Consider the following 26,694-nt stretch of genomic DNA (forward strand, 5'->3'; position numbering starts at 1 on the left):
CCCAGTGAGCACCTTCAAGGCCCCCAAGGGCACCTACGACCTGCTGCCGCCGGACTCCGCGACCTATCTCGCGGTACGCGACGCCATCGCGACGCCGCTGCGCAACTCCGGATACGGCTACGTCGAGACGCCCGGCTTCGAGAACGTCGAGCTGTTCGCGCGCGGTGTCGGCGAGTCGACCGACATCGTCAACAAGGAGATGTACGCCTTCACGACACGCGGAGGGGACCAGCTCGCCCTGCGCCCCGAAGGCACCGCCTCCGTGCTGCGCGCCGCTCTCGAAGGCAACCTGCACAAGTCCGGCAACCTCCCGGTCAAGCTCTGGTACTCGGGCTCGTACTACCGCTACGAACGCCCGCAGAAGGGTCGCTACCGTCACTTCTCGCAGGTCGGCGCGGAGGCCATCGGTGCCGAGGACCCGGCGCTCGACGCCGAGCTGATCATCCTCGCCGACCAGGCGTACCGCGCCCTCGGCCTGAAGGAGTTCCGCATCCTGCTGAACTCCCTCGGCGACAAGGAGTGCCGTCCCGTCTACCGCGCCGCCCTCCAGGACTTCCTGCGCGGACTCGACCTGGACGAGGAGACACGTCGGCGTATCGACATCAACCCGCTGCGCGTCCTGGACGACAAGCGCGCCGAGGTGCAGAAGCAGCTCGTGGGCGCGCCCATGCTGCGCGACTATCTGTGCGACGCCTGCAAGGACTACCACGAGCAGGTGCGTGAGCTCCTGACCGCGCAGGGCGTCCGTTACGAGGACGACCCGAAGCTGGTCCGCGGCCTCGACTACTACACGCGCACCACCTTCGAGTTCGTCCACGACGGCCTGGGCTCGCAGTCCGCGGTCGGCGGCGGCGGGCGCTACGACGGCCTCTCCGAGATGATCGGCGGGCCCGCGCTGCCGTCCGTGGGCTGGGCGCTCGGCGTCGACCGCACGGTGCTCGCCCTTCAGGCCGAGGGCATCACGCTCGACCTGCCCGCGGCCACCAGCGTGTTCGCGGTGCCCCTCGGCGACGAGGCGCGGCGGGTCCTGTTCGCCAAGGTGACGGAGCTGCGCCGGGCCGGGATCGCCGCGGACTTCTCCTACGGCGGCAAGGGCCTCAAGGGCGCCATGAAGAACGCGAACCGCAGCGGCGCGCGCTACGCCGTCGTCGCCGGTGAGCGCGACCTCGCCGAGGGCGTCGTCCAGCTCAAGGACATGGAGTCCGGGGAGCAGGAGGCGCTGGCGGTGGAGGAGTTCGTCGCGGTCCTGAAGGAGAAGCTGAAGCGCGCCTAGCGGGGCCGACTTTTTCGGCTCGGTGGGGGCGGGGCCTTGGGTCCCGCCCCCTCGGCGTGCGCGCTCAGTCCAGGACGCCCAGGCGCAGCGCATGCGTCACCGCTGCTGTCCTGTCGGTCACCTCCAGCTTGCCGAACACGCGCAGCAGATGCGTCTTCACCGTCGACTCGCCGATGTGCAGCCGACGGCCGATCTCGGCGTTCGTGCAGCCCTCCGCGACGAGGCGCAGGACTGCCGTCTCCCGTTCCGACAGGCGCGGCCGCTCCGGTCTTGCGCGCAACTGGTCCACCAGGCGGGCCGCCACCGACGGGGCGAGGACGGTCTCGCCGCGCGCCGCCGCACGCACCGCTTCGGCCAGCTCGCCGCGGGCCAGGTCCTTGAGGAGATAGCCCGCCGCGCCCGCCTCGACCGCCCGCAGGATGTCCCGGTCCGTCTCGTACGTCGTCAGGACGATGATCCGGCACGGCAGGCCCGCCGCCGTCATCCTGACGATCGCGTCCGCGCCGTCGCCGCCGGGCATCCGCAGGTCCATCAGGACGATGTCCGGGCGCAGTTGGGCGGCGAGCGCCTCGGCCTGCGGTCCGTTCGCGGCCTCGGCGACGACGTCCAGGTCGGGTTCGGCGCTGAGCATGGCGCGCAGGCCCTCCCTGACCACCGGGTGGTCGTCGGCGAGCAGGACACGGATCACGGCGCGGTCCTTTCGGTGCCCGGGGCAGGGGCGGGCGCTCCACGGGGGTGCGGGGGCCGGTGGTCCTGGTCCGGGTGCTGCGGCAGCGGCAGTCGTACGGTGACCGTCGTGCCGTCCGGGCCGCTGGTCACGTCGGCCGTGCCGCTGACCTCCGCCGCGCGCGTCCGCAGTCCCGGCAGCCCGAAACCCGCCTGGCGCACCCCGGTGTCGAAGCCGCGGCCGGTGTCGCGGACCGCCAGTGTGAGGGCGCCAGGGCGGTAGTCGAGCGTGACCCGCACCCCGGCGTCGGGGCCCGCGTGCTTCGCCACGTTGGTCAGCGCTTCCTGGCAGGCGCGCAGGGCCACGACCTCCAGGGCGGGAGGCAGCGCCTGTGCCGTTCCGGTGACCGTGACGGCGGCGCCGTGGCGGGCGGCCACCCGGTGCAGGGCGTCCGGGAGCGAGCCGCCGTCCAGGTCGGCCGGTGCGCGCCCGGCCACCAGGGAGCGGGCCTCCGCGAGGTTCTGCCGGGCGGTGGCCTGCATCAGCTCCAGGTGCCTGCGGGCCGCGCGCACATCGTGCTCCAGCTCCGCCTCGACGGCCTGGCCGAGCATCAGCAGACTGGTGAAGCCCTGGGCGAGGGTGTCGTGGATCTCGCGGGACATGCGCTCGCGCTCGTCGAGGGCACCGCGCTCGGCGGAGAGCCGGGCCACTTCCTCGCGGCTCGCGTCGAGCTCCGCGATCAGATCGGCCCGCTCCTGGCTCTGCGCGATGATCCGGATGATCCAGGAGCCGAGCGCCGTGCCGAAGACCAGGGACACCGCCGCGCCCACGGAGTTCAGGAAGATGTCCTGTGCATCCGGCCGCCACAGCAGCGCCCAGCCAGCCACCGGCGCCACGTTGATCACGGCCACCGTCACGACGGCGTGCGGCAGCCGCAGCGCGATGAAGCACTGCGGCACCAGCGCGAACGTCAGCAGCCGCGTCTCGGTGACGAACGCGCCGGTCGCCACGAACAGGGCCGCGGTGACGACGAAGTGGCGTACGGCCCTGCGCTCGTCGGCGCCCTCGGAGATCAGGACCCGACGCCCGTCGACCACGTACCAGACAAGGAGCAGGACGATCAGCGCGGCGGACGCCGCCCGGGCCGCGGTGCCCGGGCCCTCGGCGGTGAGCGCGAGGACGAGGGCGCCGACCCACACCACGGCGAAGTAGCAGTCCCAGATCAGAAAGCTGCGGTCCCACAGGTTCTCGCCGCGCGGCCCCGGCGCCGGGCCGACCGGTCCGTGTGGCCCGGGTACCGAGCCGACCCGTCCGTGTGGTCCGGGCGCCGGGCCGACTCGTCCGTGTGGTCCGGGCGCGGGGCCGTCCCATCCGCGCCGGACGGGCGCCCCGCTCATCCGTCGCGCCGGCTCTTCCAGCGAAAGGTCCCCAGACACAGCACCAATCCTCCGACGCACCAGGCGCTGAGCACCAGGGCGATGCGTCCGTACTCCCAACTCCCCGCCTGTTCGAGGACCTGCGCCGACTCCGGCAGGAACACTCCGCGGAAGCCCTGGCACATCCACTTGAGCGGGAACAGGGCACCGAGCGTCAGCATCCAGTCCGGAACCGTGTCGATGGCTATATAGACGCCGGAGATGAACTGCAGCACCAGGAAGGGCAGGACGACCACGGACGAGGCGCTGCGGCCGGAGCGCGGCACGCTGCTGACCGCGACGCCGAGCAGCGCACAGCCGGTCAGGCCGAGCACGAAGATCCAGGCGAAGGTGAGCCATTTCTCCGGGGACGTCGGCAGGTCCAGGTCGAACACCGTCGCACCGACGGCGAGCAGCACCGCGGTCTCCAGGACGCCGGTGACCAGGACCAGCCAGACCTTGCCGAGGAAGTACGCGGTCGGCGGCATCGGGGTGCCGCGCAGCCTGCGCAGCACATGCTCGTCGCGCTCCATGGCGATGGCGATGCCGAGCGACTGGAAGCTGATGGACATGATGCCCGCACCGATCATCGCGGCGACATAGAGCTGGGAGGCGGTGACGCCCGCGCCCGCCACGTCGTCCTTGAAGATCGACGCGAACAGGAAGAGCAGCACCACCGGGAACGCGAACGTGAACACGCCCTGCTCACGCTGGCGGAAGAACTGCTTCACCTCCAGCGCGCCCTGCTGCCAGCCCACCGACCAGGCCCCTGGCAGGCGCTCGGCGGGGGCCGATCGGGGCGTGCCGCGCGTCGGCGTCGTGGTCATCGCTCGTCCTCCTGTCCGGTCAGACGGAGATAGACGTCCTCCAGGCTGGGGCGGCCGACCTTCAGGCCGGGGATCTCGCCGCCGAAGCGGCTCATGAGCTCCGCGACGGTTCTGGTCGGGGTCGTCGTCCGGATCTCACGCGGCGTGCCGTCGGGGTCGGTCCACTCCACCCTGGCCTCGGAGCCGTACCTTCGGCGCAGCCCCGCCGGATCGCCCTCGGCGACCACCCGGCCCGCGGCGATCACCACGAGACGGTCGGCGAGCGCCTCGGCCTCCTGGAGGTAGTGCGTGGTGAGGACGACCGTGGTGCCCTCGCCCGCGAGCCGCCGGACGACGTCCCAGAACTGGCGGCGGGCGGCCGGGTCGAAGCCCGTCGTCGGCTCGTCGAGCAGCAGCAGGCACGGCCCGCCGATGATGCCGAGCGCCACGTCGAGGCGGCGCCGCTGCCCGCCCGAGAGCGCCTTGATCCGGCTGTCCGCCTTCTCCTGGAGGCCGACCAGCGCGATCACGTCCCGCACCGGGCGCGGCCGCGGGTAGTAGCCCGCGAAGTGGCTGACCGTCTCGCGGACCGTGAGCTCGGCGGGCGCCGACTCGTCCTGCCAGACGATGCCGACGCGGGCACGCCAGGCACGGTCCGCCGTCGCCGGGTCGGCGCCCAGGACGGACACCTCGCCCTCGTCCCGGGTGCGGTGGCCCTGGAGGATCTCCACGGTCGTGGACTTGCCCGCGCCGTTCGGCCCGAGAATGCCGAAGATCTCGCCGTGCCGCACCGCCAGATCGACGCCGTCCACCGCCGGCACGGGCCCGTACCTCTTGCGCAGCCCCCGGACGTCGACGGCGAGTCGGCTCGCTGCTGTCGTCATGACATCGAGCGTCCCGTCCCGGCGAACAACGGGGGACCCCCATACGTACCTGCTTTTGTCCACCGAACGGTGGACACACAGGCACGTACGGCACAATGACCCTGCCCGCAGGCCACTCACGAGCGACGGAACGGCGTGATGAGCAAAACGATGTCAGTGAAGGACGGTGCCGAGGCCGGCGACGACCGCGCGGACGCCCCCGGGGCGGTCGGCGGCAGCCGGGGGCTCGCGCTGTTGCTGGTGATCACCGGCGCGGCCGGACTGCTCGCCTCCTGGATCATCACGCTCGACAAGTTCGAGCTCCTGAAGGACCCCAACTTCCAGCCGGGATGCAGCATCAACCCGGTCGTCGCCTGCGGCAGCATCATGAAGAGCGACCAGGCGGAGGCGTTCGGCTTCCCGAACCCGATGCTGGGCCTCGCGGCGTACGCCGTCGTCATCTGCGTCGGCATGAGCCTGCTCGGCCGCGCCCGCTTCCCGCGCTGGTACTGGCTGACGCTCAACGCGGGCACGCTCTTCGGCGTGGGTTTCTGCACCTGGCTGCAGTTCCAGTCGCTCTACCGCATCAACGCCCTGTGCCTGTGGTGCTGCCTGGCGTGGGTCGCCACCATCCTGATGTTCTGGTACGTCACGTCCTTCAATGTCCGCCACGGCTTCCTGCCCGCACCGGGCTGGCTGAAGACCTTCTTCGAGGACTTCACGTGGGCGCTTCCGGTCATGCACGTAGGCGTCATCGCGGTGCTGATCTTCACGCGCTGGGGTTCCGACCTCTGGATCTGAGGCGGGCGGAGCCGGTTGTCAGTGGGGTGGCATAGGGTTTTCGACGTGGAGCCAGACCTGTTCACCGCCGCAGCAGAGGACCGCCAGGAGAAGGACCCGTCCGCGAGTCCGCTGGCCGTCCGCATGCGTCCGCGCACGCTCGAAGAAGTAGTCGGCCAGCAGCATCTGCTGCGGCCGGGATCACCGCTGCGGCGCCTCGTCGGCGAAGGCGAGGGCGGCCCCGCCGGGCCCTCGTCGGTGTTCCTGTGGGGCCCGCCCGGCATCGGCAAGACCACTCTGGCGTACGTGGTCTCCAAGGCGACGAACAAGCGCTTCGTGGAGCTCTCCGCGATCACCGCGGGCGTGAAGGAGGTCCGCGCGGTCATCGAAGGCGCCCGTCGCGCCATGGGCGGCCACGGCAAGGAGACCGTCCTCTTCCTCGACGAGATCCACCGCTTCAGCAAGGCCCAGCAGGACTCCCTGCTGCCCGCCGTCGAGAACCGCTGGGTGACGCTGATCGCGGCGACCACGGAGAACCCGTACTTCTCGGTGATCTCCCCGCTCCTGTCCCGCTCCCTGCTGCTCACGCTGGAACCGCTCACGGACGACGACCTGCGGGGCCTCCTGGAGCGTGCCCTCACGGAGGAGCGCGGCCTCGGCGGCGCCGTCACGCTGCCCGACGAGGCGAGGGAGCACATCCTGCGGATCGCGGGCGGCGACGCCCGCCGCGCGCTCACCGCCCTGGAGGCGGGCGCGGGCTCGGCCCTCGCCAAGGCCGAGAAGGAGATCACCCTCCAGACCCTGGAGGAGTCGGTCGACCGGGCCGCCGTGAAGTACGACCGCGCGGGCGACCAGCACTACGACGTCGCGAGCGCCCTGATCAAGTCCATCCGCGGCTCGGACGTCGACGCGGCGCTGCACTATCTGGCCCGCATGATCGAGGCGGGCGAGGACCCGCGGTTCATCGCCCGCCGCCTGATGATCTCCGCCAGCGAGGACATCGGCCTCGCCGACCCCACGGCCCTGCCCACCGCCGTCGCCGCCGCCCAGGCCGTCGCGATGATCGGCTTCCCCGAGGCCGCCCTGACCCTCAGCCACGCCACGATCGCCCTCGCCCTCGCCCCGAAGTCGAACGCCGCGACGACGGCCATCGGCGCCGCCCTCGAAGACGTCCGCAAGGGCCACGCGGGCCCCGTCCCGCCCCACCTGCGCGACGGCCACTACAAGGGTGCGGCCAAGCTCGGCCACGCCCAGGGCTATGTGTATCCGCACGACCTGCCCGAGGGCATCGCCGCCCAGGAGTACGCCCCGGAAGAGCTCCGGGACCGCGAGTACTACACCCCCACCCGGCACGGCGCGGAGGCGCGGTACGCCGACGCCGTCGAGTGGACGAGGAAGCACCTCGGTCGCAAGCGGTCCTGAGCGCCCTGTAGAATCCTCGGAGCGCTGCGTCCCGTGCCGGTCCCGTACCGGCACCACCAGAACGGGACATCCAGCCGGAGCCCCGGCCCCCGGGCGGGGAGCTCCAGGAGCGTCGCGCACCGTCGAAGGTGTCGCGGGCAGCCCACCACCCTCCCGGATCCCGGGAAACGGTCGGTGGGCCACTCGCGTGCTGCACATAGTGCCCAGACCAGGGAGCGGCTGCCGGACCCGTCCCGCAGGGACGAGTCGGGTTTCCCAGGCTGCGGATGCGACCTCCCCTAACCCTGGTGAAGCCGATTTCGTACAGAAGAGCAGAGGTGTTTGGTTCATGCCGAACCAGTCCCGCCCCAAGGTCAAGAAGTCGCGTGCGCTCGGCATCGCGCTGACCCCGAAGGCCGTCAAGTACTTCGAGGCCCGCCCCTACCCGCCGGGCGAGCACGGCCGCGGCCGCAAGCAGAACTCGGACTACAAGGTCCGTCTGCTGGAGAAGCAGCGTCTGCGCGCGCAGTACGACGTGTCCGAGCGTCAGCTCGTCCGCGCCTACGAGCGTGCCGCCAAGACCCAGGGCAAGACCGGTGAGGCCCTGGTGATCGAGCTGGAGCGTCGTCTCGACGCCCTGGTTCTGCGTTCGGGCATCGCCCGCACCATCTACCAGGCCCGCCAGATGGTCGTCCACGGCCACATCGAGGTCAACGGCCAGAAGGTCGACAAGCCGTCCTTCCGCGTCAAGCCGGACGACGTCGTCATGGTCCGTGAGCGCAGCCGTCAGAAGCCGCTGTTCGAGGTCGCGCGCGAGGGTGGCTTCGCCGCCGACGGCGAGACCCCGCGCTACCTCCAGGTGAACCTCAAGGCCCTGGCCTTCCGCCTGGACCGCGAGCCGAACCGCAAGGAGATCCCCGTGATCTGCGACGAGCAGCTCGTCGTCGAGTACTACGCCCGCTGATCCGGACGTAGCCTCACCTGCCTCAGCCCGCCGTCTCCCCGCCCCACGTGGTCGGGGAGACGGCGGGTTCGCGCGTTTCCGGGGCCCCGCCGGGGGCGGCCGCCTCCCCGCGGCCCGGACGGCGCCCGCCCGGCACCCGCCCGTGCCGGGGCCGCAGCGCCCGCGACACCCCCGCATCGGGGGCGAGCCCGGCGCCGACCCGCACGTGCGACTCGTACCGCTCGTCGCCGAGACGCTCCCGGGCCTGCGCCTCGCACAGCGCGTGCGGCCCGCCGAAGTACTCCGAACCGAACAGCGGAAGACCCACCGACGCCCAGATCCGCGCCGCCACCCCCTGTAGCACCGCCGCCTCCGCCGCGTCGCCCTCCGCCACCGTGAACAGGGCGAGCAGCTCGACGGCCAAGGCCGTGCCGAGGAGGTCGTGGAAGGTGTGGTCCAGGTCGAGGCACCGGACGACCAGGTCCCGCGCCCGGCCGTGCTCGCCCCGCGTCCAGGCCGCGTAACCGAGGACGTACAGCGCGTAGGCCAGCGCCCAGCGCTCCCCATGGCCCTCGCAGACCCGGCGCACGTCCTCGCACAGCTCCACCGCGTCCCCGAGCGAGCCCTGGAAGGCGAGCGCCATCGCCAGCTCGACCTGGCCCATCAGGACGTTGCTGTTCAGCTCCCCGATCCGCCGGTACTCCTCCAGCGCCGCCCGCAGCAGCCGCTCCGCGCGCGGCATGTCGTCCGTGACCAGGGCGAGACAGCCCAGCCGGTGCACCGCGTACGCGGCGGCGGCGTCGCTGCCGGTGCGCTCCGCCTCGTCCCGGCACTCCTGAAGCGCGCACAGCGCGGGCACCGTGTCGCCCTGCAGGATCGCCACATAGCCGAGGACGTACAGCGCCTTCAGCCGCGCGTCCTCGTGCGCGCCGTCAAGGTCGACGGCCCGGTCCAGCCAGTGCCTGCCTTCCGCGAGGCGCCCGCAGCCGACCCAGCAGAACCACAGCGTGCCCGCCAGATACTGACCCAGGTGCGTCTCGTCCGGGTCGGTCAGACAGAACTCGAGCGCGGCCCGCAGATTGGGCAGCTCGCACTCGACGAGCGTGGCGACCTCCGCCTGCCGGGGCGAGAACCAGTCCAGCTCGCACCAGGTGGCGAGACCCATGTACCAGTCGCGGTGGCGGCGCCGCATCCGCGCCGCGTCACCGGCGCCCGCCAGCCACTCCGCGCCATAGGCCCGCACCGTGTCGAGCATGCGGTAGCGCACGCCCGTCGGGCTCTCCTCGCGGGACACCACGGACTGCGCGAGCAACTCCTCCAGGACGTCGAGGACGTCATCGGCGTGCAGTCCGTCGCCGCTGCACACGTACTCGACGGCCTCCAGGTCGAAGGGTCCTGAGAAGATCGTGAGCCGCGCCCACAGCAGCCGCTCCCGCGGGCTGCACAGCTCGTGGCTCCAGCCGATCGCCGTACGCAGCGTCTGATGCCGCGGCAGCAGATCCCCGCGCCCCCCGCAGAGCAACCGGAACCGGTCGTCGAGGCGGGCCAGGAGCTGACCGGGGGACAGGGCGCGCAGCCGGCCCGCCGCCAGTTCCAGGGCGAGGGGGATGCCGTCGAGCCGCCGGCACAGCTCCAGGACGGCGGCTCGGTCGTGGCCGGCGGGAGCGAAGCCGGGCAGACACGCCGCCGCGCGGTCGGTGAACAGCGCAGCCGCGTCCGCCTCCGGCATCGGCGCGAGCGGCAGGAGCCGCTCACCCGCGGTGCCGAGCGGTCTGCGGCCCGCGGCGAGCACCCGCAGACCCGGGCAGCGCAGCAGCAGCTCACGCACCAGGGAGGCGGTCGCGTCCACCAGGTGCTCGAAGCCGTCGACTACGAGCAGCAGCTCCCGCCCCGCGAGCCGGTCGAGCAGCACCTGCCGGGGCGCGCGGCTCGTGTGGTCCGTCAGGTCGAGCGCGCTCGCCACCGCGTGCTCCACGAGGTCCGGATCCCGTACCGCCGCCAGCTCCACCAGCCAGGCACCGTCCCGCGGCCCCGTCGCGGCGGCCGCGCGCACGGCGAGCCGCGACTTGCCGACCCCGCCCACGCCCGTCACCGTGACCAGCCGAGCGGTCGCCAACGCCGAGGTCAGCGCCGCCTGTTCGGTGTGGCGCCCGAAGAAGGCGGTCAGCTCGGCCGGGAGGTTCCCGGGCGCGGGCGGGCAGTTGGGGGAGGGGGTGGAGGCATCGCTTTGACGGTCGTCGGGCCGCTGAGGACGTCGCAAGAGGTACGGAGCGTACTCAGGCGTAAGCATTCCGTACAATCACTTCGTGCCCTGTTCGGGAATGCCCTCGCGTCCACTGCTGCGCGTGCGGTAATGCGGTACGGAGCCGGGGCCCCGGCGCGATAGGGTCGGAGGACGACTTTTCGACGTCCGGCGACCCTGGAATCCAGGGCGATGTCTCAGGGAGCGGTGCGCAGTGTCCGGTGGAGAGGTGGCCGGGATCCTGGTGGCCGTCTTCTGGGCGATTCTGGTCTCCTTCCTCGCCGTGGCGCTGGCGAGGCTGGCACAGACGCTCAGGGCGACCACCAAGCTCGTGGCGGACGTGACCGAACAGGCGGTGCCCCTGCTCGCCGACGCCTCCACGGCGGTGCGCTCCGCCCAGACCCAGATCGACCGCGTGGACGCCATCGCGACGGACGTCCAGGAAGTCACGTCGAACGCGTCGGCGCTGTCCACGACCGTGGCGTCCACCTTCGGCGGCCCGCTGGTCAAGGTCGCGGCCTTCGGTTACGGCGTGCGCCGGGCCCTCGGTCGAAAGGAAGAGCCCGCCAAGCCGTCCCGTCGGACGGTGGTCGTGGGCCGCACCCTCCCGTCCGCACGGCGGGGCAAGCGGAAGAAGGACTGACGCAGCGATGTTCCGCCGTACGTTCTGGTTCACCGCGGGCGCAGCCGCCGGCGTATGGGCCACCACCAAGGTCAACCGCAAGCTGAAGCAGCTCACCCCCGAAAGCCTCGCCGCGCGGGCCGCCGACAAGGCGATCGAAGCCGGTCACCGGCTCAAGGACTTCGCGCTCGACGTCCGCGACGGCATGGCAGAGCGGGAGGCGGAGCTCGACGAGGCCCTCGGTCTGAACGCCCCGGTCGAGCCCGAACTGCCCGGCCGGCGCTTCGCCGTCGTCGAGCACCACACCGAGAAGAAACCGAAGTACCTGGAGAGCGCGGCATACCCGAGGGACGCCGCGAACCCGACGTACTCGAACAACCGGAATGAGGACCACTGATGGAGTCGGCTGAAATCCGCCGCCGCTGGCTGAGCTTCTTCGAGGAGCGCGGGCACACCGTCGTCCCTTCGGCGTCGCTGATCGCGGACGACCCGACTCTGCTCCTGGTCCCCGCGGGCATGGTCCCCTTCAAGCCCTACTTCCTGGGTGAGGTCAAGCCGCCCGCCCCGCGCGTCACCAGCGTGCAGAAGTGCGTGCGTACGCCCGACATCGAAGAGGTCGGCAAGACCACCCGGCACGGCACGTTCTTCCAGATGTGCGGCAACTTCTCCTTCGGGGACTACTTCAAGGAAGGCGCCATCAAGCTGGCCTGGGAGCTGCTCACCGGCTCCGTGGCCGACGGTGGCTACGGCCTGGACCCGGAACGTCTGTGGATCACCGTCTACCTCGACGACGACGAGGCCGAGCGGATCTGGCACGAGGTGGTCGGTGTCCCCAAGGAGCGCATCCAGCGCCTGGGCAAGAAGGACAACTTCTGGTCCATGGGCGTCCCCGGGCCCTGCGGTCCGTGCTCCGAGATCAACTACGACCGCGGTCCCGAGTTCGGCGCAGAGGGCGGCCCCGCCGTCAACGACGAGCGCTACGTGGAGATCTGGAACCTGGTCTTCATGCAGTACGAGCGCGGTGCGGGCGACGGCAAGGAGGACTTCCCGATCCTCGGCGACCTGCCGTCGAAGAACATCGACACGGGCCTGGGTCTCGAGCGTCTCGCCATGATCCTCCAGGGCGTACAGAACATGTACGAGACCGACACCCTGCGCGTCGTCATGGACAAGGCCACCGAGCTGACCGGCGTGCGCTACGGCGCCGCCCACGGCTCGGACGTCTCCCTGCGCGTGGTCGCCGACCACATCCGTACGTCCACCATGCTCATCGGCGACGGCGTCACGCCCGGCAACGAGGGCCGTGGCTACGTCCTGCGCCGCATCATGCGCCGCGCCATCCGCAACATGCGTCTGATGGGGGCCACCGGTCCCGTCGTCGCCGACCTCATCGACGTCGTCATCGAGACGATGGGGCAGCAGTACCCGGAGCTCATCACCGACCGCAAGCGCATCGAGACGGTCGCCCTCGCCGAAGAGGCCGCCTTCCTGAAGGCCCTCAAGGGCGGCACGAACATCCTCGACACCGCGGTCACCGAGACCAAGGCCGCAGGCGGCAAGGTCCTCTCCGGCGACAAGGCGTTCCTGCTGCACGACACGTGGGGCTTCCCCATCGACCTCACCCTGGAGATGGCCGCCGAGCAGGGCCTCGCCGTGGACGAGGACGGCTTCCGGCGCCTGATGAAGGAGCAGCGGGACCGCGCCAAGGCCGACGCCAGGGCCAAGAAGACCGGCCACGCCGACCTCGGCGCCTACCGGGAGATCGCCGACAGCGCCGGAGCCACCGACTTCACGGGCTACTCCGCCACCGAGAACGAGGCCGTGATCGTCGGCCTGCTCGTCGACGGAGTGTCCTCGCCCGCCGCCACCGAGGGTGACGAGGTCGAGATCGTCCTGGACCGCACCCCGTTCTACGCCGAGGGTGGCGGCCAGATCGGTGACACCGGCCGCATCCGCCTCGACAGCGGTGCCGTCGTCGACATCCGCGACGTCCAGAAGCCGGTGCCCGGCGTGCACGTCCACAAGGGCGTCGTACTGGTCGGCGAGATCACCGTCGGCGCCCCGGTGTGGGCCTCGATCGATGCCCACCGCCGCCGTGCCATCGCCCGCGCCCACTCCGCCACGCACCTCACGCACCAGGCGCTGCGCGACGCGCTCGGCCCGACGGCCGCCCAGGCCGGTTCCGAGAACCAGCCCGGCCGCTTCCGGTTCGACTTCGGCTCGCCGTCCGCCGTGCCCACGACCGTCATGACGGACGTGGAGCAGAAGATCAACGACGTGCTGACCCGGGAGCTGGACGTCCAGGCCGAGGTCATGTCGATCGACGAGGCCAAGAAGCAGGGCGCCATCGCCGAGTTCGGCGAGAAGTACGGCGAGCGCGTGCGCGTCGTGACCATCGGCGACTTCTCCAAGGAGCTGTGCGGCGGCACGCATGTGCACAACACCGCCCAGCTCGGCCTGGTGAAGCTGCTCGGCGAGTCCTCCATCGGCTCCGGCGTGCGGCGTATCGAGGCCTTGGTCGGCGTCGACGCGTACAACTTCCTGGCCAAGGAGCACACGGTCGTCGCTCAGCTCCAGGAGCTGGTCAAGGGCCGTCCCGAGGAACTGCCCGAGAAGATCTCCGGCATGCTCGCCAAGCTGAAGGACGCCGAGAAGGAGATCGAGAAGTTCCGCGCGGAGAAGGTCCTGCAGGCCGCCGCCGGTCTCGCCCAGGGCGCCAAGGACGTGCGGGGCGTGGCTCTGGTCACCGGCCAGGTCCCGGACGGCACCGGCGCCGACGACCTGCGCAAGCTGGTCCTCGATGTGCGCGGCCGCCTCGACCAGGCGTCGGGGGCGAGCGACCGCCCGGTGGTCGTGGCCCTGTTCAGCTCGGCCAATGGCCGTCCGCTGACGGTCATCGCCACCAACGAGAGCGCCCGTGAGCGCGGCCTGAAGGCCGGTGACCTGGTCCGCACCGCCGCCAAGACCCTCGGTGGCGGTGGCGGCGGCAAGCCGGACGTCGCCCAGGGCGGCGGTCAGAACGTGGCCGCCGTCGGTGACGCGGTCGCCGCCGTCGAGCGTCTTGTCGCCGAGACGGCCTGAGGCCCGCACCGATGACCGAAAGCATCCGGCGCGGGCGCAGGCTCGCGATCGACGTCGGGGACGCCCGGATCGGGGTCGCCTCGTGCGACCCCGACGGGATCCTCGCCACGCCGGTGGAGACCGTGCCGGGACGCGATGTCCCCGCCGCCCACCGGCGGCTGCGGCAACTCGTCGAGGAGTATGAGCCGATCGAGGTCGTCGTCGGGCTCCCGCGCTCCCTCAAGGGGGGCGAGGGCCCGGCCGCCGTCAAGGTCCGTGGTTTCGCGCAGGAGCTCGCCGTGGGGATTGCGCCCGTTCCGGTGAGACTGGTGGACGAGAGGATGACCACAGTGACGGCGAGTCAGAGCCTGCGTGCCTCCGGCGTGAAGTCCAAAAAGGGCAGGTCTGTCATCGATCAGGCGGCAGCCGTGGTGATTCTCCAGCAGGCCCTGGAGTCCGAACGGGCGTCAGGCAGGGTCCCCGGCGAGGGCGTCGAAGTGGTCATCTGATCGCGATACGGTAACGTTCCGCGCGATGCGGCGGCTTTCGAACAGCCGCCGCACAGCATCAAGAGGCGGAACGGTTGCCCTGACATCCAGACTGGCGGCCCCCGCCTCGCGGCTCGTAGGGGATCGATGACTGAGTATGGCCGGGGCCCAGGCTCCGAACCGTGGCATCCCGAGGACCCGTTGTACGGGGACGGCGGATGGGGAGGACAGCAGGCCGACGGCCAGTCCCCCTACGGCGGCCAGGGGCAGTACCACCCTCAGCACCCGCAGCACTCTCAGCACCCGCACCAGCCGCACCCCCAGCAGTCGCACCACGACCAGCACCAGCAGCAAGCTCAGCACCAGCAGCAGCAAGCACAGCAGCACATGCAGCATCAGCAGCAAACGCAGCACCAGAACCAGCAGCAGGCTCCGTACGGTGATTGGGCCACCGGACAGCAGCCGGGTCATGGCCAGCAGTCGGGTCATGGCCAGGAGCCGGGTCATGGCCAGCAGTCGGGTCATGGCCAGGAGCCGGGCCACGACCAGCAGGGGTACCCCCAGCAGGGCTACGACCAGCAGCAATACGGTCAGCAGAGCCACGCGCAGGCCCAGGCCCCCCAGTACGGCGGAGACGGCCAGGCGCAGGACGGCGGCTGGGACAGCGGGCAGCACGGACAGGTTCCCTACGGCGGTGATCCGTCGGACCCCTACGGCGGTCCGCCCACGGCCTACTCCGAAGAGCGCCCCGACTACTACGCCACGCCGGACGCCTACCCGCCGCCCGAGCCCCCCGGCCGGCGTCGCCCCACACCCGAGCCGGAGCCGGAGACCAACTGGGACCCCGGTCCCGACCAGGGGGAACACGCCTTCTTCAGCGGCGATGACGACGACGCCGACGACGCCGACGACTCCGACGAGCCCGGGCGCGGTGGCGGCCGCGGTGACCGGCGCGGGCGCGGCGGCAAGAAACAGAGGAAGCAGCGCAACGGCTGCGCCTGCCTGGTGGTGGCGGTGGTCTTCGCCGGTGGACTCGGCGGCATCGGCTATTTCGGCTACCAGTTCTACCAGGATCGTTTTGGCACGGCACCGGACTTCTCGGGTGACGGCAGCGGCACGGCCACGGTCGCCATCGACAAAGGCTCCGGCGGTTATGTCATCGGCCAGAAACTCAAGGAGGCCGGGGTCGTCAAGAGCGTCGACGCCTTTGTCTCCGCACAGGGCAAGAACCCCGACGGACAGACAATTCAGGCGGGCGTCTACACCCTCAAGAAACAGATGTCCGCGGCGTCCGCCCTCGAATTGATGCTCAGCCCCAAGAGTCGTAACAACCTCATTATTCCGGAAGGCAAACGGAATATCTGGGTGTACGAACAGATTGACGAGCGGCTGAAACTCAAGAAGGGCGCCACCAAGGACATCGCCCACAAGCAGTGGCGGAACCTGGGCCTGCCCAAGTGGGCGTCCGACAACATCAGCAGCGAGGCCAAGGACCCGCTCGAGGGCTTCCTCTACCCCTCCAGTTACCCCGTCGCCAAGGGCCAGAAGCCCGAGGAAGTCCTGCGCAAGATGGTGGCCGAGGCCACCACCAGGTACGACGCGATGGGCGTCGAGGAGCAGGCCGAACAACTGAACCTGAAGAACCCGCTCCAGGTCGTCACGGTGGCCAGCCTCGTGCAGGCCGAAGGCAAGTACAAGCACGACTTCGAGAAGGTCGCAACGGTCGTCTACAACCGTCTGAAGCCCGGCAACACCGAGACCTACGGCCTCCTGGACTTCGACTCGACGGTCAACTACCTGAAGGGCCAGTCCAAGCTGGCCATCGGCTCCGTCGACCAGTTGCGCCAGTTGAAGGACCCGTACAACACGTACAAGATCAAGGGCCTGCCGCCCGGACCGATCGGCAACCCGGGTGCGGTCGCGGTCAAGTCCGCGCTGAATCCGGAGAAGGGCGACTGGTACTACTTCGTATCCGTCAGCGAGGACGAGACGCTCTTTGCGGAAACGAACGAAGAGCAGAACCGGAACCGCGAGAAGTACGAGAAGAACCTCGAGGAACAGAAGGGTCAATGAGCGCGCAGCAGCGCCGAGCGGCCGTGCTCGGCTCTCCCATCGCCCACTCCCTCTCGCCGGTGCTGCACCGCGCCGCGTACGGGGCATTGGGCCTGGACGACTGGTCGTACGACCGATTCGAGATCGACGAGGCGGGGCTGCCCGAATTCTTCGGGCGGCTCGGCCCCGAATGGGCCGGTCTCTCCCTGACCATGCCGCTCAAGCGGGCGGTGATTCCGCTCCTCGACGAGGTCAGTGAGACCGCGGCCGCGGTCGAGGCCGTGAACACCGTCGTGTGCACGGAGGACGGACGGCGCGTCGGCGACAACACCGACATCCCCGGCATGGTCGCCGCCCTGCGGGAACGCGGAATCGAACAGGTCGAGTCCGCGGCGATCCTCGGCGCGGGCGCCACGGCGTCCTCCGCGCTCGCCGCGCTCGCCCGGATCTGCACCGGCGAAGTCGTCGCCTACGTACGCAGCGAGGCCCGCGCCGCCGAGATGCGGCAGTGGGGCGAGCGGCTCGACGTCGAGGTGCGCGTCGCCGACTGGGCGGACGCCGAGCGGGCCCTGCACGCTCCGCTGGTCGTCGCCACCACCCCAGCGGGCGCCACTGACTCCCTGTCCCACGCCGTGCCGGAGCGACCCGCCACCCTCTTCGACGTCCTCTACGACCCGTGGCCCACCGAACTCGCGGCCCGCTGGTCGGCGTACGGCGGCGCCGTCGTCAGCGGACTCGACCTGCTCGTCCACCAGGCGGTGCTCCAGGTCGAGCAGATGACGGGCCGTGCGCCGGGCCCCCTCGACGCGATGCGGAAGGCCGGGGAGCGGGCGCTCGCGGAGCGCTGAGCAGGTGGCACGGCCGGTGCCGGGCCGCTCGGCGGAATGTCCGGGGCGGCTGTCGGGGGCCGGTCCGGGGGCCGCGCCCGGTCCGCGGCAGCCCGTGCCGTCTGCGCTTTTGCCCGTCCGCCAGGTGGACCGGGCTCCTGGCCGGGCCCCCGGGCATGGGAGGATCAGGAGGCGGCCGGCCGGGGCCACACCTCCGGTTGCGCCGAAAGCAGTCCCAGGCGCGAGCATCGAGGAGCACCGTTGAGCAGGTTGCGTTGGCTGACCGCGGGGGAGTCGCACGGACCCGCACTGGTGGCGACGCTGGAGGGCCTTCCGGCCGGCGTCCCGATCACTACGGACATGGTGGCGGACCACCTCGCCCGCCGGCGGCTCGGCTACGGGCGCGGCGCCCGGATGAAGTTCGAGCGCGACGAGGTCACCTTCCTCGGCGGCGTGCGCCACGGCCTCACGATGGGCTCGCCCGTCGCGGTCATGGTGGGCAACACCGAGTGGCCCAAGTGGGAACAGGTCATGGCCGCCGACCCGGTCGACCCCGCCGAACTCGCCGCACAGGCGCGCAACGCGCCGCTGACCCGCCCCCGGCCCGGTCACGCCGACCTCGCCGGAATGCAGAAGTACGGCTTCGACGAGGCCCGGCCCATCCTGGAGCGCGCCTCCGCGCGGGAGACCGCGGCCCGGGTCGCGCTCGGCGCGGTGGCCCGCTCGTACCTGAAGGAGACGGCCGGGATCGAGATCGTCTCGCACGTGGTGGAGCTGGCCGCGGCCAAGGCCCCCTACGGCGTGTACCCGACGCCCGCCGACGTCGAGAAGCTGGACGCGGACCCGGTGCGCTGCCTGGACGCCGACGCCTCGAAGGCGATGGTCGCGGAGATCGAGCAGGCCCACAAGGACGGCGACACCCTCGGCGGTGTGGTCGAGGTGCTCGCGTACGGCGTGCCGGTGGGCCTCGGCTCGCACGTGCACTGGGACCGCCGCCTTGACGCACGGCTCGCCGCCGCGCTCATGGGTATCCAGGCGATCAAGGGCGTCGAGGTCGGCGACGGCTTCGGTCTCGCCCGGGTGCCCGGCTCCCAGGCGCACGACGAGATCATCGCCACGGCCGACGGCGTCAAGCGCGCCACCGGCCGCTCCGGCGGCACCGAGGGCGGCCTGACCACCGGTGAGCTGCTGCGCGTACGGGCCGCGATGAAGCCCATCGCGACCGTGCCGCGCGCGCTCGCCACCATCGACGTGGCCACCGGCGAGGCGGCCAAGGCGCACCACCAGCGCTCCGACGTGTGCGCCGTCCCGGCGGCCGGGATCGTGGCCGAGGCCATGGCGGCGCTGGTGCTCGCGGACGCGGTGGCGGAGAAGTTCGGCGGCGACAGCGTGCCGGAGACCCGCCGCAACGTGCGGTCGTACCTCGACAACCTGCAGATCCGGTGACCGGCGGCCCAGTGGAGCCGGTCGTCGGGTCCGCCGCGGAGCCGGTGCGGGGCGCCGGTGCCGGGGACGGGCCGAGGATCGTGCTCGTCGGGCCGATGGGCTCGGGCAAGTCCACGGTGGGCGCGCTCGTCGCCGAGCGGCTCGGCGTGGTCTACCGCGACACCGACGCCGACATCGTGGCGGCGGAGGGCCGCGAGATCGCCGACATCTTCGTCGACGAGGGCGAGCCGTACTTCCGTGAGCGCGAGCGTGCGGCGGTGCGTGCCGCCGTCGCCGCGCACCGCGGTGTGCTCGCCCTCGGCGGCGGCGCGATCCTCGACGAGGGCACCCGTGCGCTCCTTCGGGGCCTGCCCGTCGTCTATCTGTCGATGGATGTCGACGAGGCCGTGCGCCGGGTCGGTCTGAACACCGCCCGCCCGCTGCTCGCCGTCAACCCGCGCAAGCAGTGGCGGGAGCTGATGGAGGCACGCCGTCATCTGTACGAAGAAGTCGCCCGCGCCGTCGTCGCCACGGACGGCCGCACCCCCGAAGAGGTCGCGGAAGCGGTCCTCGACGCACTGGAGTTGAAGACCGCGATTCCCGGGGGACGACCCCCGGGCCCCCGGCCGGAGGACCCGATGGCAAGCCAGGTAACAAGGATTCACGTCGGCGGCACGGCGGGCACCGAGCCGTACGAGGTGCTCGTCGGGCGGCAACTGCTCGGTGAGCTCGGCGGACTGATCGGCGACGCCGCCAAGCGGGTCGCCGTCATCCACCCCGAGGCGCTCGCCGAGACCGGTGAGGCGCTGCGCCAGGACCTCGCCGACCAGGGGTACGAGGCCGTGGCCGTGCAGGTGCCCAACGCGGAGGAGGCCAAGACCGCCGAGGTCGCCGCGTACTGCTGGAAGGCGCTCGGCCAGTCCGGTTTCACGCGCACCGATGTGATCGTGGGTGTCGGCGGCGGCGCCACCACCGACGTGGCCGGATTCGTGGCGGCGAGCTGGCTGCGCGGCGTGCGGTGGATCGCCGTGCCGACGACGGTGCTCGGCATGGTGGACGCGGCGGTCGGCGGCAAGACCGGCATCAACACCGCCGAGGGCAAGAACCTGGTGGGCGCGTTCCACCCGCCCGCGGGCGTGCTGTGCGACCTGGCCGCCCTCGACTCGCTGCCGGTGCACGACTACGTCTCCGGGCTCGCGGAGATCATCAAGGCGGGGTTCATCGCCGATCCGGCCATCCTCGACCTGATCGAGGCCGACCCGGAAGCGGCCCGCACGCCCGCGGGACCACACACTGCCGAGTTGATCGAACGTTCCATCAAGGTCAAGGCGGAGGTCGTCTCCGGTGACCTGAAGGAGTCCGGTCTCCGGGAGATCCTCAACTACGGGCACACCCTGGCGCACGCCATCGAGAAGAACGAGCGCTACAAGTGGCGGCACGGCGCGGCCGTCGCCGTGGGCATGCACTTCGCGGCCGAACTCGGCCGCCTGGCCGGCCGGTTGGACGACGCGACCGCCGACAGGCACCGCACCGTTCTGGAGTCCGTCGGGCTGCCGCTGAGCTACCGCTACGACCAGTGGCCCAAGCTCCTGGAGACCATGAAGGTCGACAAGAAGTCCCGGGGTGACCTGCTGCGCTTCATCGTCCTCGACGGTCTCGCCAAGCCGACCGTCCTGGAGGGCCCGGACCCGGCGGTGCTGCTCGCCGCGTACGGAGAAGTCGCCGACTGAACCGTCCGGTCCGCCCCGTTACGGGCGAAAGTCGCGGGCAGAACGAACAAGCCACGGGCACTCCGTGACCGCCCCGGCCGTTCACACAACGTCGGCCGGGGGCGGTACCGTTCGGTAAGGGCGGCCCCGGCTGCCGCCCCTATCAGCAGTCGTACGAGACGGAGTGGCACCGGATGCAGCACGCAGTGGGGTCTCCGCTGCCGCCGCCCCCTCAGCCGGGGCACGGACCGGCCACCGGCTGGTCCCAGGCCGCACATCACCCGGGCGCCCCGACGGCGGCCCCGCCCGCACATCACCCCGGGGCCCTGACGGCCGCCCCGCCCGCACCGGGCACACCCCAGGGCACCCCCGCCCCGCACGCACCTACGGCCCCCCAGGCCCCCGTGGCCCCGCCCGCGCCCACGGCCCAGCACGCCCCGTCGGGCCCGCACGGCCACCCGGCGGCACCGCCCGCCCCGCACGGCACGGCAGCGTCCCACGGCCCGGCGGCACCGCCTGCCACGGCCGCCCCGCATGGCACGGCAGCACCCCACGGCCCCGCGACACCGCCCGTCCCGGCCGCCCCGCACGGCACCGCATCTCACGGCCCTGCGGCACCGCCCGCCCCGGCCGCCCCGCAGGCTCCCGCGGCGCCGCCCCAAGGCCCCGCGGCGCCTCACAGCCCTGCGGCACCTCACGTCCAGACCGGCTCCGCTCCCACCGCGCACGCGTCTGCTCCCGCCCCGTCGGCCCCGCCGCCCGTCCGTGACACCACCGGCCACATCCAGCTTCCGCCCGGTGGCCCCGTCGCCATGCCGAGCCCGCCGCCCGGCGCGGCCCCGGCCGACACGGGCTCCACGACGCTCGCCGTGCTCCTGATCGGGCCCGCGGGCGCGGGCAAGACCAGCGTGGCGAAGTTCTGGGCCGAGCACCGGCGCGTGCCGACGGCCCACATCAGCCTCGACGACGTACGTGAATGGGTCCGCTCGGGCTTCGCCGACCCGCAGTCGGGCTGGAACGACCACTCCGAGGCGCAGTACCGCCTGGCCCGCCGCACCTGCGGCTTCGCCGCGCGCAACTTCCTCGCCAACGGCATCTCCTGCATCCTCGACGACGCCGTCTTCCCCGACCGCCCGGTCGTCGGCCTCGGCGGCTGGAAACGGCACGTGGGCCCGGGCCTGCTGCCGGTGGTCCTGCTCCCGGGCCTTGAGATCGTCCTGGAGCGCAACTCCCAGCGCAGCGGCAACCGCCGCCTCACCGACGAGGAGGTGGCCCGCATCCACGGCCGCATGGCCGGCTGGTACGGCTCGGGCCTCCCCATCATCGACAACTCCCAGCTCGACGTCCCCGCCACGGCCCGCGTCCTGGACGACGTCCTGGCCCGCGCCATCACGAGCCCCCCGAAGTGGTAGCGGCCGGGCGCCGCCGAGCGGACGTCACAGCGGCCTCCTCACCCGAGCCCGGAACCGACCGCTCCTGTCACGAGTAGGTCACCTCGCACGCCGGCGGCTTTCGCCCCTCGCACCCAGGCGCTACGGTCTGGTCCAGGCCACTGGCCCGATTCCGGCGGCAGCGGCCCTTGAGGGGCGAGATGACCACTCCGCACATTCCTTCACCCACCCCACGCCTGGCGCCCAAGTGGGCGCGGAAACGCTTCGTACTTCCGGCCCTCGTGGTTGCCTTCCTGATCGGCCTGGGCGCGGGCGGCACCGGCTCGGGCGGTGAGTCGAAGTCCGAGAAGTCCGCCTCGCGGCCCACGGTGACACATACGCGGACGGCGACGGAGGCCGCACGGGAGACGGCGACCGCCACCGCGACGCCGAAAGCGGTCCGCCCCGAGCCAGCGGAGACCGTCACCGTGCGCGCCACGAAGACGGTCAAGTCGACCGTGACGGTACGACCGCCGGGCGACGGCGGGGCGAGCGGAGCCGGTGGATCGGGTGGGTCCGGGTCCGGCGGATCAGGGTCCAGTGGGTCCGGGGGATCCGTCTTCTACGAGAACTGTGCCGCGGCCCGCGCCACCGGTGCGGCCCCCGTCCACCGGGGCGAGCCGGGCTACGGCCGCCACCTCGACCGGGACGGCGACGGCGTCGGCTGCGACGGCTGAGCGACCCACAGGTCGCTGCTTCACCGGCCGCTACCCCGCAGCCACGTAAGCACGCCCGTCCGCGACGCCGTTGCCGGGTCACCGGCCGTCCGTCCCGCTGAGGAGCCGGGAAGCCCAGCCGAGAAGCCCGGAGGCCGAGAAGCCGACGGACACGTGGTCAGCGGCAACGGCAACAGCCCCCGCCCCGCGCGCAGCGGCCCGCACCGCCCGTCCGGACGCGCTGAGACGGCCGGTGCGTCGGGGCGCTCATAGGCTCGCCCCATGTCAGAGGTGTACGCCGCGCGCAGGGAGCGGCTCAGGGAGCGCTGGGCGGGCAGTGGGAGCGCCGCGGCGGTGGTGTCGCGGCCCGCGAACGTGCGCTATCTCGCGGGCGCGGCGCCGAGCGGTGCGGTGCTGCTGCTCGGCAGGTCCGAGGACGTACTGGTGTGCGCCCGCCCGCCGGGGGAGGAACCCGGCGCGGAGCGGCCGGACGCGGACCTGCGCACGCACGTCCTGGAGGCACGCGGCGGCGACCCGGTCGTCGCGGCGGCGGGGCAGGCCGCGGCCCAGGGCGCCGAGACACTGGCCGTGGAGGAGCACCATCTGACCGTGGCCCGCCACCACGCGCTGAGCTCGGTGGCGCCGGCCCTGCGCCTGGCCGACCTGGCCTGCGGTGTGGAGCAGTTGCGCCTCACCAAGGACGAGGAGGAGATCTCCTGTCTGCGGATCGCCGCCGAGATCGCCGACCAGGCCTTGGGCGAGCTGCTCGAGTCGATCCTGGTCGGGCGCACGGAACGGCACCTCGCCCTGGAGCTGGAACGCCGCCTGGTGGACCACGGCGCCGACGGCCCCGCCTTCCCGACCTCCGTGGCCACCGGGCCGAACTCGGGGCGCGGCGGCCACCGCCCCACCGACCGCAGGGTCGAGGAGGGCGACTTCCTCTCGGTGTGCCTGGGCTCGTGCTACCGCGGCTACCGCAGCGAGATCGGTCGCACCTTCGTCATCGGCACCTCTCCCGCGGACTGGCAGATCGAGCTGTACGACCTCGTTTTCGCCGCTCAGCGGGCCGGCCGTGAGGCTCTCGTACCCGGCGCCGCGTACCGTGACGTGGACCGCGCGGCACGCCATGTGCTGGACGCCGCCGGGTATGCGGACGGGCTTCCTCCGCGCACCGGGCACGGGGTGGGACTCGAAATCGACGAGGACCCGCAGTTGGCGCCCGCAGCCATGGGTAAACTGGACGCTTGCGTGCCGGTCACCGTCGAACCGGGGGTTCACCTCCCGGGCCGGGGCGGGGTCCGGATCGATGACACGCTCGTCGTCCGCTGCGAAGCGGACGGCGGACCCGAGCTACTCACCATCACGACCAAGGAGCTGCTCGCGCTCTAGCGCGTGCACGTGCCCGGGGTCGTCCACGTCAGTCCAGGAGATTCCGCAACCGTGGCTTCCACGAACGACCTCAAGAACGGCCTGGTGCTCAAGCTCGAAGGCGGCCAGCTCTGGTCCGTCGTCGAGTTCCAGCACGTCAAGCCCGGCAAGGGCCCGGCCTTCGTGCGCACCAAGCTCAAGAACGTGCTCTCCGGCAAGGTCGTCGACAAGACCTTCAACGCCGGCGTCAAGGTCGAAACGGCCACCGTCGACAAGCGCGACATGCAGTTCTCGTACATGGACGGCGACTACTTCGTCTTCATGGACATGGAGACGTACGACCAGCTTCACATCGACAAGAAGGTGGTCGGCGACGCCGCGAACTTCCTCATCGAGGGCTTCGAGGCCACCGTCGCCCAGCACGAGGGCGAGGTCCTCTTCGTCGAGCTGCCCGCCGCCGTCGAGCTGGTCATCCAGGAGACCGAGCCGGGCGTCCAGGGCGACCGCTCCACCGGTGGCACCAAGCCCGCCATCCTGGAGACCGGCCACCAGATCAACGTGCCGCTCTTCATCACCACCGGCGAGAAGATCAAGGTCGACACCCGTGACAGCAGCTACCTCGGCCGGGTGAACAGCTAACCGTGGCCGCCCGTAACACGGCCCGCAAGCGCGCCTTCCAGATCCTTTTCGAGGCCGACCAGCGCGGCGTCGACGTCCTGACCGTCCTCGCGGACTGGGTGCGGCACTCGCGGACCGACACCAGGCAGCCGCCGGTGAGCGAGTACACGATGGAGCTCGTCGAGGGCTACGAGAAGCACGCTTCCCGTATCGACGAGCTGATCTCGCAGTACGCCGTCGGATGGACGCTCGACCGGATGCCGGTCGTCGACCGCAACATTCTGCGGCTCGGCGCCCACGAGCTCATCTGGGTCGACGGTACGCCCGACGCGGTGGTTCTGGACGAGGCCGTCCAGCTCGCCAAGGAATTCTCCACCGACGAGTCGCCGGCCTTCATCAACGGCCTGCTCGGCCGGTTCAAGGACCTGAAGCCGAGTCTTCGCCGAGGCGAGTAGGCACCCGCCGCTTTCCCGGTTCCTGGAGGGCCCGCAGCCAATCGGCTGCGGGCCCTCCAGGTTTTGCCGCGCGCGTTTCCCACAGTTTCCGCACAGGTTTTGCCGCGCCGGTTATGCCACCGCGCTCGGAAGAGGCCTGGAAAAAGCCGCCGGGGTGGCCGGAACCCAATAGGTTCCGGCCACCCCGGCGGCACGTTTCTTCTCAATGCTCCCCGCGGAGAATTCAGACCTCTTCGTGGGCCACGGCGCGGCGCGCGTCCGCGTCGAGAACACCCCAACTGATGAGCTGCTCGGTGAGCACCGAGGGCGACTGGTCATAGATGACCGCGAGGGTGCGCAGATCGTCCTGGCGGATGGAGAGGACCTTGCCGTTGTAGTCGCCGCGCTGGGACTGGATGGTGGCGGCATAGCGCTGCAGCGGGCCCGCCTTCTCGGCCGGGACGTGGGCGAGCCGCTCCAGGTCGAGGACCAGCTTGGGCGGCGGCTCGGCGGCACCGCCGGGCGGAGTGCCCGGGAGGAGTTCCTGCACCGGAACGCCGTAGAAGTCCGCCAGTTCGGCGAGGCGCTGCACGGTCACGGCACGGTCGCCGCGCTCGTACGACCCGACCACGACCGCCTTCCAGCGACCCTGGGACTTCTCCTCGACGCCGTGGAGGGAAAGGCCCTGCTGGGTGCGGATGGCGCGGAGCTTGGCCCCGAGCTGTTTGGCGTATTCGCTGGACATATAGCTCCCCGGACGCTGTGACAACGTGCGGCTCCGCCGCGCGGCTTGGTAACTCACTGTGAGGTTACGCAGCGTTACCTGTCTGCGTCAAGCCGAATGAGTCCCGGGGCCCCTTCCGAGGGGGTGGCGACGGCGTGGGTTGCCGTTGCTGGTACCGTGGAGGACGCAGTTGGCGCAATTTAGACGTCCTTTAAGGTCCGTCCCGTGAGGCGGAGAAGGAGGTCCGTTTTTCATGGACTCGCATGACTCCGATGCCGCGCGGCCTGTTCTCGAAGGCCCGGACATCGCACGGGTGTTGACCCGTATCGCACACGAAATCGTCGAGCGCGCCAAGGGCGCGGAGGACGTGGTCCTCCTCGGCATTCCGACCCGTGGCGTCTTCCTCGCCCAGCGGCTCGCCGCCAAGCTGGAAGAGATCGTCGGTGCCCCCGGCGGCCCCGGCGACCCTGTCGGCCCCGGCCGCGAGATCCCGGTCGGCTCCCTGGACATCACGATGTACCGCGACGATCTGCGCATGCACCCGCCGCGCGCGCTCGCACGCACCGACATCCCCTCCGAGGGCATCGACGGCCGTCTGGTCGTCCTCGTCGACGACGTGCTCTTCTCCGGCCGCACCATCCGTGCCGCCCTCGACGCCCTGAACGACATCGGCCGCCCGCGCGCCGTGCAGCTCGCCGTCCTCGTCGACCGCGGCCACCGAGAACTGCCCATCCGCGCCGACTACGTCGGCAAGAACCTCCCGACGTCGTTGCGGGAGACGGTCAAGGTCCAGCTCGCCGAGGAGGACGGCCGCGACGCCGTGCTGCTCGGTGCCAAGCCGACCGCTCCGGCAGGCGAGCGCTAGCTCCTTCCCGTACGGCCGACCGCTCA

General features: G+C 71.5%; 24 protein-coding genes. 18 read left to right on the forward strand and 6 right to left on the reverse strand.

The genetic code is table 11. The features are described 5' to 3' along the window. Positions 1-4 precede the first annotated feature (4 nt). Complete coding sequence (gene hisS, locus IG78_RS0106820; RefSeq protein WP_030560457.1) at positions 5-1,273, forward strand: histidine--tRNA ligase; 1,269 nt, start codon at positions 5-7, stop codon at positions 1,271-1,273. A gap of 64 nt (positions 1,274-1,337) precedes the next feature. Here the strand turns inward: hisS and IG78_RS0106825 are convergent, their stop codons facing one another. Genes IG78_RS0106825 through IG78_RS0106840 form a run of 4 tightly spaced genes read right to left on the reverse strand, consistent with a single transcriptional unit; the run spans position 1,338 to position 5,045 of the window. Further along, complete coding sequence (locus tag IG78_RS0106825) at positions 1,338-1,961, reverse strand: response regulator (protein WP_030560458.1); 624 nt, start codon at positions 1,959-1,961, stop codon at positions 1,338-1,340. Then, positions 1,958-3,337 carry a sensor histidine kinase gene (locus IG78_RS0106830; RefSeq protein ID WP_063760710.1) on the reverse strand — a complete coding sequence of 460 codons (1,380 nt, stop codon included), beginning with the start codon at positions 3,335-3,337 and terminating at the stop codon, positions 1,958-1,960. The genes IG78_RS0106825 and IG78_RS0106830 overlap by 4 nt, the downstream gene beginning before the upstream one ends. Continuing rightward, positions 3,334-4,182: an ABC transporter permease gene (locus IG78_RS0106835; RefSeq protein ID WP_030560461.1), complete on the reverse strand. Its 849-nt coding sequence runs from the start codon at positions 4,180-4,182 to the stop codon at positions 3,334-3,336. Before IG78_RS0106835 ends, IG78_RS0106830 begins: the two co-directional genes overlap by 4 nt. Continuing rightward, on the reverse strand, positions 4,179-5,045 hold the full coding sequence (locus IG78_RS0106840) for an ABC transporter ATP-binding protein (protein ID WP_030560462.1): 867 nt from the start codon (positions 5,043-5,045) through the stop codon (positions 4,179-4,181). The genes IG78_RS0106835 and IG78_RS0106840 overlap by 4 nt, the downstream gene beginning before the upstream one ends. 150 nt (positions 5,046-5,195) lie before the next feature. Here IG78_RS0106840 and IG78_RS0106845 point away from each other — a divergent pair, with 150 nt between their 5' ends. From IG78_RS0106845 to rpsD, 3 genes are all read left to right on the forward strand, one after another. Next, positions 5,196-5,825 carry a vitamin K epoxide reductase family protein gene (locus IG78_RS0106845; RefSeq protein ID WP_225881945.1) on the forward strand — a complete coding sequence of 210 codons (630 nt, stop codon included), beginning with the start codon at positions 5,196-5,198 and terminating at the stop codon, positions 5,823-5,825. Between the two features lie 45 nt (positions 5,826-5,870). Further along, complete coding sequence (locus tag IG78_RS0106850) at positions 5,871-7,226, forward strand: replication-associated recombination protein A (RefSeq protein WP_030560465.1); 1,356 nt, start codon at positions 5,871-5,873, stop codon at positions 7,224-7,226. A 328-nt stretch (positions 7,227-7,554) separates the two neighbouring features. Continuing rightward, positions 7,555-8,169 carry a 30S ribosomal protein S4 gene (gene rpsD / locus IG78_RS0106855; protein ID WP_030360491.1) on the forward strand — a complete coding sequence of 205 codons (615 nt, stop codon included), beginning with the start codon at positions 7,555-7,557 and terminating at the stop codon, positions 8,167-8,169. Between the two features lie 22 nt (positions 8,170-8,191). Here the strand turns inward: rpsD and IG78_RS0106860 are convergent, their stop codons facing one another. Next, positions 8,192-10,408, reverse strand: a complete 2,217-nt coding sequence (locus IG78_RS0106860) for an ATP-binding protein (RefSeq protein WP_078964754.1) — start codon at positions 10,406-10,408, stop codon at positions 8,192-8,194. A 196-nt stretch (positions 10,409-10,604) separates the two neighbouring features. Here IG78_RS0106860 and IG78_RS0106865 point away from each other — a divergent pair, with 196 nt between their 5' ends. The 13 genes from IG78_RS0106865 to nusB all read left to right on the forward strand — a co-directional run bounded on the left by IG78_RS0106865 (position 10,605) and on the right by nusB (position 25,100). Continuing rightward, the gene (locus tag IG78_RS0106865; RefSeq protein ID WP_030560468.1) at positions 10,605-11,033 is read left to right on the forward strand and encodes a DUF948 domain-containing protein; all 429 of its coding nucleotides are present in this window, start codon (positions 10,605-10,607) and stop codon (positions 11,031-11,033) included. Between the two features lie 7 nt (positions 11,034-11,040). After that, positions 11,041-11,409 carry a DUF6167 family protein gene (locus IG78_RS0106870; protein ID WP_030560469.1) on the forward strand — a complete coding sequence of 123 codons (369 nt, stop codon included), beginning with the start codon at positions 11,041-11,043 and terminating at the stop codon, positions 11,407-11,409. Next, complete coding sequence (gene alaS / locus IG78_RS0106875; RefSeq protein ID WP_030560470.1) at positions 11,409-14,093, forward strand: alanine--tRNA ligase; 2,685 nt, start codon at positions 11,409-11,411, stop codon at positions 14,091-14,093. The genes IG78_RS0106870 and alaS overlap by 1 nt, the downstream gene beginning before the upstream one ends. A gap of 23 nt (positions 14,094-14,116) precedes the next feature. Then, the gene (ruvX, locus tag IG78_RS0106880) at positions 14,117-14,581 is read left to right on the forward strand and encodes a Holliday junction resolvase RuvX (RefSeq protein WP_030560472.1); all 465 of its coding nucleotides are present in this window, start codon (positions 14,117-14,119) and stop codon (positions 14,579-14,581) included. Positions 14,582-14,707: 126 nt separating this feature from the next. Beyond that, the gene (gene mltG / locus IG78_RS0106885; RefSeq protein WP_030560473.1) at positions 14,708-16,633 is read left to right on the forward strand and encodes an endolytic transglycosylase MltG; all 1,926 of its coding nucleotides are present in this window, start codon (positions 14,708-14,710) and stop codon (positions 16,631-16,633) included. Then, the gene (locus tag IG78_RS0106890; RefSeq protein ID WP_030560474.1) at positions 16,630-17,460 is read left to right on the forward strand and encodes a shikimate dehydrogenase; all 831 of its coding nucleotides are present in this window, start codon (positions 16,630-16,632) and stop codon (positions 17,458-17,460) included. Before mltG ends, IG78_RS0106890 begins: the two co-directional genes overlap by 4 nt. Positions 17,461-17,700: 240 nt before the next feature. Further along, positions 17,701-18,885 (forward strand): chorismate synthase, encoded by a 1,185-nt coding sequence (gene aroC / locus IG78_RS0106895; RefSeq protein ID WP_030560475.1) that lies wholly within the window; start codon positions 17,701-17,703, stop codon positions 18,883-18,885. Between the two features lie 95 nt (positions 18,886-18,980). Continuing rightward, entirely contained in the window at positions 18,981-20,594 is a 1,614-nt protein-coding gene (gene aroB, locus IG78_RS0106900; RefSeq protein ID WP_078964766.1) for a 3-dehydroquinate synthase, read from the forward strand. A gap of 383 nt (positions 20,595-20,977) precedes the next feature. Further along, on the forward strand, positions 20,978-21,985 hold the full coding sequence (locus IG78_RS45385; protein WP_078964753.1) for an AAA family ATPase: 1,008 nt from the start codon (positions 20,978-20,980) through the stop codon (positions 21,983-21,985). 179 nt (positions 21,986-22,164) lie between these two features. Beyond that, positions 22,165-22,680, forward strand: coding sequence for an excalibur calcium-binding domain-containing protein (locus tag IG78_RS0106910; protein ID WP_030560479.1), 516 nt, complete (start codon positions 22,165-22,167; stop codon positions 22,678-22,680). 261 nt (positions 22,681-22,941) lie between these two features. Then, positions 22,942-24,048, forward strand: a complete 1,107-nt coding sequence (locus IG78_RS0106915) for an aminopeptidase P family protein (protein WP_030560480.1) — start codon at positions 22,942-22,944, stop codon at positions 24,046-24,048. 51 nt (positions 24,049-24,099) lie between these two features. After that, positions 24,100-24,666 (forward strand): elongation factor P, encoded by a 567-nt coding sequence (gene efp, locus IG78_RS0106920; RefSeq protein WP_030560482.1) that lies wholly within the window; start codon positions 24,100-24,102, stop codon positions 24,664-24,666. A 2-nt stretch (positions 24,667-24,668) separates the two neighbouring features. Continuing rightward, positions 24,669-25,100 (forward strand): transcription antitermination factor NusB, encoded by a 432-nt coding sequence (nusB, locus tag IG78_RS0106925; RefSeq protein WP_030560483.1) that lies wholly within the window; start codon positions 24,669-24,671, stop codon positions 25,098-25,100. A 223-nt stretch (positions 25,101-25,323) separates the two neighbouring features. Here the strand turns inward: nusB and bldD are convergent, their stop codons facing one another. Beyond that, positions 25,324-25,824, reverse strand: a complete 501-nt coding sequence (gene bldD, locus IG78_RS0106930) for a transcriptional regulator BldD (protein ID WP_016638847.1) — start codon at positions 25,822-25,824, stop codon at positions 25,324-25,326. Between the two features lie 232 nt (positions 25,825-26,056). Between bldD and pyrR the strand changes: the two genes are divergently transcribed. Further along, positions 26,057-26,668 (forward strand): bifunctional pyr operon transcriptional regulator/uracil phosphoribosyltransferase PyrR, encoded by a 612-nt coding sequence (gene pyrR / locus IG78_RS0106935; RefSeq protein ID WP_030560484.1) that lies wholly within the window; start codon positions 26,057-26,059, stop codon positions 26,666-26,668. The last annotated feature ends 26 nt before the right edge of the window (positions 26,669-26,694 follow it).

It is taken from the genome of Streptomyces aureocirculatus (assembly GCF_000720475.1).
Taxonomy (GTDB): domain Bacteria; phylum Actinomycetota; class Actinomycetes; order Streptomycetales; family Streptomycetaceae; genus Streptomyces; species Streptomyces aureocirculatus.